5 protein-coding genes and 1 pseudogene are annotated in these 6,000 nt (G+C 63.4%); 5 read left to right on the top strand and 1 reads right to left on the bottom strand.

All coding sequences use genetic code 11. The features are described from left to right. A pseudogene (locus RSW2DRAFT_RS01490) lies at positions 1 to 461 on the bottom strand (fucose isomerase); the annotation flags it as partial. Positions 462 to 765: 304 nt separating this feature from the next. On the opposite strand from RSW2DRAFT_RS01490, the gene RSW2DRAFT_RS01485 reads away from it, so the two are divergent. From RSW2DRAFT_RS01485 to RSW2DRAFT_RS01465, 5 genes are all read left to right on the top strand, one after another. Next, positions 766 to 1,707 carry a D-ribose ABC transporter substrate-binding protein gene (locus tag RSW2DRAFT_RS01485; protein WP_008027317.1) on the top strand — a complete coding sequence of 314 codons (942 nt, stop codon included), beginning with the start codon at positions 766 to 768 and terminating at the stop codon, positions 1,705 to 1,707. A gap of 66 nt (positions 1,708 to 1,773) precedes the next feature. Then, on the top strand, positions 1,774 to 2,394 hold the full coding sequence (locus tag RSW2DRAFT_RS01480) for a DUF2291 family protein (RefSeq protein WP_008027315.1): 621 nt from the start codon (positions 1,774 to 1,776) through the stop codon (positions 2,392 to 2,394). Beyond that, positions 2,391 to 3,920 carry a sugar ABC transporter ATP-binding protein gene (locus RSW2DRAFT_RS01475; protein ID WP_008027313.1) on the top strand — a complete coding sequence of 510 codons (1,530 nt, stop codon included), beginning with the start codon at positions 2,391 to 2,393 and terminating at the stop codon, positions 3,918 to 3,920. Before RSW2DRAFT_RS01480 ends, RSW2DRAFT_RS01475 begins: the two co-directional genes overlap by 4 nt. Continuing rightward, on the top strand, positions 3,917 to 4,954 hold the full coding sequence (locus tag RSW2DRAFT_RS01470) for an ABC transporter permease (protein ID WP_008027311.1): 1,038 nt from the start codon (positions 3,917 to 3,919) through the stop codon (positions 4,952 to 4,954). Before RSW2DRAFT_RS01475 ends, RSW2DRAFT_RS01470 begins: the two co-directional genes overlap by 4 nt. 81 nt (positions 4,955 to 5,035) lie before the next feature. After that, positions 5,036 to 5,845, top strand: coding sequence for a DeoR/GlpR family DNA-binding transcription regulator (locus RSW2DRAFT_RS01465; RefSeq protein WP_008027308.1), 810 nt, complete (start codon positions 5,036 to 5,038; stop codon positions 5,843 to 5,845). The last annotated feature ends 155 nt before the right edge of the window (positions 5,846 to 6,000 follow it).

Raw genomic sequence — 6,000 nt, 5'->3', positions numbered from 1 at the left:
ACATCGCAGGTGTGGTTGGTGGTTTCCGTAAACGGCACGCCGTATTGCCAGAAGTTGTTGGTCACCGACAGCTTGCCGCACCAGGCGTCGCGGCGAGATTTCACATCGACCTTGTCCACCTCGTCATTGCTGGCCTGCAACAGGATCGGCACGTTCAGCCGGGCGCGCGTGACCAGTTCGGCAATGGCGATCTCGTCGCCGAAATTCGGCAGGCAGATCACCAGACCGTCGATCCGGTCGGCATGGGCCTTGAAATGGCGGGCGTATAGTTCGGCATCGGGGATGGATTGCACGGCACCATTGGCGGTGGCCTCGAACGGCAGAGTCACCACGTCGATGCCAAGCCGCGCCATCTGCGCCAGTGCCTGATCGCGGGCGTCCTTGCACGGCGCCGGGCTGAAGAAAGCGCGGCTGCCGATGACAAGCCCCAGCGTGACTTTGCGGCGGATGGTCAGCGTCATGGTATCCCCTCCGGTTGTCGCGGCAACTTTTCGATTGCTTTCGAATGATGCTGTTTATAGCGAGATCGCTGCGCCGCCGCAACTGAAACCGCCACACAAGGCGGCACCGGAACCGGCTTTTGCACAGGATGGCGGCGAGGTTTGCACCTGTCCAGTGGTTTATTGGCCCTTGGCCGCCTGACCGCGACCCGAAGCCGCAGAAAACCGAAGGCAAAAGAAAGCATTTGACGCGAATCGCAAAAGAGCAGCAAAACTATGCGGCAAGAACGGCACAATTCCGTGCCTATTCGAAAGGGAGGATCCTATGAACTTCAAACGCCGCCTGCTGCTGTCGGTCGTGGCCATGGCGTCTTTGGGCGCGCTGCCCTCGATGTCTGCCGCTGCCGATACCATTGCGATCATCACCCCCAGCCACGACAACCCGTTCTTCAAGGCCGAGGCCGACGGTGCCGCCGCCAAGGCCGCCGAGCTGGGCTATGAAGTGCTGGTGCTGGTGCATGACGACGATGCCAACAAGCAATCGGAACTGTTTGACAGCGCGATTGCCGCGGGCGTCAAGGCGATCATCCTCGACAATGCCGGGGCCGATGCCTCGGTGGCGGCGGTGCAGAAGGCCAAGGATGCGGGCATCCCCAGCTTCCTGATCGACCGCGAGATCACCGCGACCGGCGTGGCGGTCAGCCAGATCGTTTCCAACAACTATCAGGGCGCGCAACTGGGCGCCGAGGAGTTTGTGAAACTGATGGGCGAGAAGGGCGAGTATGCCGAGCTGCTGGGCAAGGAATCCGACACCAACGCCGGCATCCGCTCCAGCGGCTATCATGACGTGATCGACCAGTATCCCGACCTGAAACTGGTGGCGCAGCAAACCGCCAACTGGTCGCAGACCGAGGCCTATACGGTGATGGAATCGATGCTGCAGGCCAATCCGGGGCTGAAGGGCGTGATTTCGGGCAACGACACCATGGCGATGGGCGCCTATGCAGCACTGGAGGCCGCGGGCCGCACCGATGTGGTGGTTGTGGGCTTTGACGGCTCGAACGACGTGCGCGACTCGATCCTGAAGGGCGGCATCAAGGCGACCGTGCTGCAACCGGCCTATGCGCAGGCGCAGATGGCGGTGGCGCAGGCCGATGCCTTCATCAAGACCGGCGCGACCGGGGTTGATGAAAAGCAACTGATGGATTGCGCGCTCATCAATGCCGACAACGCGGCCAAGCTGGAAACCTTCGCGCTGGCGCAGTGATCTGATCGTTTCCCGTCCCGGCGCGTCCCTTTTGCGGGCGCGCCGGGCTTTACGCTGGATGACCCCATGCCCCGGATTTCCGCAGCCCTTTGCCTTGTGACAGCACTGGCCCTGCCTGCCTGTAAGATCGTCAAGACCGCTGCCGACAGCGATGCCGTGGCGGTGGACCCGATTGCTGCCCTGGCCGAGCAGACCTTTGCCAGCCAGCTTTTGCCACTGATCGCCGAAAAGTCCAGTGACGTGGCCAGCCTGCGCACGGCTATTGCGTCCGGGCTGGATGCCGCGGGCAAGACCCATGGCAACCGTGGCGCGGGCGAGGGGGCGGCCTGGAACTTTGCCGTCAAGGGCAGCGGCAAAGTGATCGCCGCCAATCTGACCAGCCGGGCCCGCAAGGCGGAACTGGACAGCGATGGTGACGGGGCGGCGGATCTGACGCTGCAACTTGGACCGGTGATCAAGGGCACGGCGCTGCGCGATGTGGCGCCGTTCTACGATTTCGGCGATTTCCGCGACCAGATCGAATTTGCCGAACTGGCCCGCGCCATCAACGACAAGCTGAGTGCCGCACTGGTGGTGCCCGAGGGCGATCTGGTCGGCAAGACCCTGGAATTTACCGGCGTGGTGCCGCTGAAATCGGCCAAGGACGCTTGGGTTGTCACCGCCGTCAGCGTGACGGTCGCGCCATGACCGAGGCGCATCCCATCGGTCTGACCATTCGCGGCGGCACCAAGGTCTATCCCGGCACCCGGGCGCTGAAATCGGTGGATTTCGATCTGCGGATGGGGGCGGTCAACGTGCTGGTGGGCGAGAATGGGGCGGGCAAATCCACCCTGATGAAGATCATCGCCGGGGTCGAGGAACTGACCGAAGGCCGGATCGAGATGGCAGGGCGCGAAGTGCATTTCCGCTCGAAATCCGATGCGGTGGCGCAGGGCATCGGCATCGTGTTTCAGGAGCTGAACCTGTTTCCCAACCTCAGCGTTGCCGAAAACATCTTCATCGCCCGCGAGCCGGTGCGGGCGGGCATCGACATCGACGCGGGTGCGCAGCGGGTGGCGGCGCGGGCCTTGATGCGGCGGCTGGAGCAGGACATCGACCCCGATGCCGACCTTGGCACCCTGCGCATCGGCCAGCAGCAGATTGTCGAGATCGCCAAGGCGCTGGCGCAGGACGCCCGTATTCTGATCCTTGATGAACCCACCTCGGCGCTGTCGGTGTCCGAGGTCGAGGTGCTGTTTCGCATCATCGCCGACCTGAAGGCGCAGGGCGTCGGCATCGTCTATATCAGCCACCGGCTGGACGAACTGATCCGGGTGGGCGACTATATCACCGTGCTGCGCGATGGCGCGATCACCGGGGCGCGGGCGATGGACGGGGTGGATATTCCCTGGATCGTGCGCACGATGATCGGTGAAGGTTCGAAGGAGTTTCCGCGCACCGAAGTGGCCAGTTTCGGTGACGAAGTGTTCCGCGCCGAGGATATCTGTCTGCCGCGGCTGGGCGGTGGTTTCACCGTCGATCACCTGTCGCTGTCGGTGCGCGCGGGCGAGATTGTCGGGCTTTACGGGTTGATGGGTGCTGGCCGCACCGAGTTTCTGGAATGTATCATGGCGCAGCACCCGCATTGCCGCGGCCAGTTTTTCGTTGAAGGCCGTCCGCTGACCGAACGCGATGTGGCAGGAAGGATTGCCCGGGGCCTGGCGCTGATCCCCGAAGATCGCAAGCGCGACGGGCTGGTGCAGGGCATGGCGATCCGCGAAAACCTGACGCTTTCGGCGCTGTCGCATTTCACCAGGGTCTTCCATCTGAACCTGAAGGCCGAGGCGGCGGGGGCAGCAGAGTTCATCCGCCGTCTGACCATCAAGGTGGCCAGCCCGGAAAACGCGGTCTCCAGCCTGTCGGGCGGCAACCAGCAGAAGGTGGTGATCGGCAAGGCGCTGATGACCGGGCCGAAGGTGCTGCTGATGGACGAACCCTCGCGCGGGATTGACATCGGCGCCAAGGCCGAAGTGTTCCGCACCATGCGGCGTCTGGCCGCCGATGGTCTGGGCATCCTGTTCGTCACCTCGGATCTGGATGAGGTGCGCGCGCTGTCGGACCGGATTCTGGTGATGGCCAATGGTCGCCTGACCGGAGAATTTGCCGGAAACGCCGACCCCGCCGCCGTGATCTCGGCCGCAACCCCGCACAAAACCAAGGAAGCCGCAGCATGACCGCGCCGACCCACCGAGCCAACTGGCTGTTGCTGCTGTTGAACCTGCGCACCTTTGTGGCGCTGATCCTGGTGCTGGGGTTCTTTTCCTTTGCCGCGCCGAATTTCCTGTCGGCGGCCAATGCGGTGATCGTGTCGAAACATGTGGCGCTGAATGCGTTTCTGGCGATCGGCATGACCTTTGTGATCATCACCGGCGGGATTGATCTGTCGGTGGGTTCCATCGTCGGGCTGTGCGCCATGGTGGCGGGCTGGCTGGTGCTGAATGGCGTCGATCCGGGGTTCGGCTGGGCCGTCTGGTTCAACACTTACGAGATCGTCGGGATCGTCGTGCTGGTCGGCGTGGCGGTGGGGTTCATCAACGGCTTGCTGATCACAAGGCTGAACGTCGCGCCGTTCATCGCCACGCTGGGCACGCTGTATATCGCGCGCGGGGCGGCGTTGCTGTCGTCGGGCGGGCGCACCTTTCCCAACCTGAGCGGCAACCCCGACTATGGCACCCAAAGCTTTCCGTTGCTGGGGGCGGGGCATTTTCTGGGCCTGCCGCTGATGATCTGGATGCTGGTCGTGGTGGGGCTGGCGGCGCATTACATCTCGCGCCGAACACCCTTGGGGCGGCATATCTATGCGGTGGGCGGCAACGAACGCGGCGCGGCGCTTTCCGGCGTCAAGGTCAACCGCATCAAGATGTTCGTCTACATGTTCTCGGGGTTCTGTGCCGCCATTGTCGGGCTGATCATCGCCAGCCAGTTGCAGGCCAGCCACCCCGCCACCGGCGAGACATTCGAGCTGAACGCCATTGCCGCGGCGGTGCTGGGCGGCACCTCGATGTCGGGCGGGCGCGGGCGGATCGGCGGCACCATCGTCGGCGCCTTCGTGATCGGCATCCTGTCGGACGGGCTGGTGATGATGGGGGTGTCAAGCTTCTGGCAGACCGTGATCAAGGGCATCGTCATCATCGTTGCGGTGGTGATCGACCAGGCGCAAAGCCGGTTGCAGGCGCGCGTCGCGCTGGCGCAAGAGGCGGCCCGTTAAGCCTCGTTGCACCGTTTCGTGTTTGCGTCTAACCGTAAACCGCATGATCCCGCCTTCAGGCGTCAAAAGCGGAGCCGCCCTGTGAACAAACCGACCGGACCAGAGCGTGATGTCAGCCGGATCGGGCTGCTGTCCGAACCGCGCAGGCGGCGGATTCTGGACTGGATTCAGGAAGAAGGTGCCGCGCGGGTGCGCGATCTGGCACTGGCGTTCAAGGTATCCGAAGCCACCATCCGCCAGGATCTGGAGCGACTGGAGCAGGACGGCGTCATTACCCGCGAACATGGCGGGGCGTTTCTGAACTCGGTTCCGGCGCAGGTCGGCACCATGACGCTGCACCATCAGGAAAACATGGACAAAAAGCGCAAGATCGGCGCGCTTGCGGCCAGTCTGGTGAAGGATGGCGAGACGCTGATCCTGGATGCGGGCACCACCACCACCGAGATTGCCACCCGGCTGGTGGGTCGGCGCAACCTGACCATCATCACCAACGCGCTGAACATCGCGGTGATCCTGGGCGCGGTGCCGGGCTTTGCCGTGCATATGCCGGGTGGTCAGTTCAAGGCGCCGACCTTGTCGCTGTCGGGTGACAAGTCGGTGGAATATTTCCGCAACATCTTTGCCGGCAAGCTGTTTCTGGCCACCGCAGGCGTGGCGCTGGATGCGGGGCTGACCTACCCCAGTTTTGCCGACCTGCAACTGAAAGAGGCGATGATCAAGGCCGCCAGCCACGTCTATCTGGTGGCGGATTCCTCGAAGATCAACAAATCCTCGTTCACCCGGCTGGGGTCGCTGGATGTGATCCATTCCTTCATCACCGATGACGGGATTTCCGATGCCGATGCCAAGGAATTCGCCCGCCGCGGCATCGAAGTGCTGATCGCCGGTTGACCTGACCCCACAAGCAGCAGCATGCCCGTGCCCGGATGGCCTTGCCGATGCCCCCTTGATCGGGACCGTCGTCGTGGAACCACCCTTCGCAGGGTTGATGTGCTCGCAAGCTTGCCAATGAACTGGCAACCGAAGGTCGAAGCTGCGGCAGGCTG

The sequence above is a fragment of the Rhodobacter ferrooxidans genome (genome assembly GCF_000176015.1).
Lineage (GTDB): Bacteria > Pseudomonadota > Alphaproteobacteria > Rhodobacterales > Rhodobacteraceae > Pseudorhodobacter_B > Pseudorhodobacter_B ferrooxidans.
The sequence above is the reverse complement of the archived record's forward strand: the minus strand, read 5'-3'. Positions and strand labels throughout refer to the sequence as shown.

Bases quoted from the DNA above. Each gene is read 5' to 3' on its own strand.
- RSW2DRAFT_RS01485 (WP_008027317.1), top strand. From the start codon at position 766: ATGAACTTCAAACGCCGCCTGCTGCTGTCGGTCGTGGCCATGGCGTCT.
- RSW2DRAFT_RS01480 (WP_008027315.1), top strand. From the start codon at position 1,774: ATGCCCCGGATTTCCGCAGCCCTTTGCCTTGTGACAGCACTGGCCCTG.
- RSW2DRAFT_RS01475 (WP_008027313.1), top strand. From the start codon at position 2,391: ATGACCGAGGCGCATCCCATCGGTCTGACCATTCGCGGCGGCACCAAG.
- RSW2DRAFT_RS01470 (WP_008027311.1), top strand. From the start codon at position 3,917: ATGACCGCGCCGACCCACCGAGCCAACTGGCTGTTGCTGCTGTTGAAC.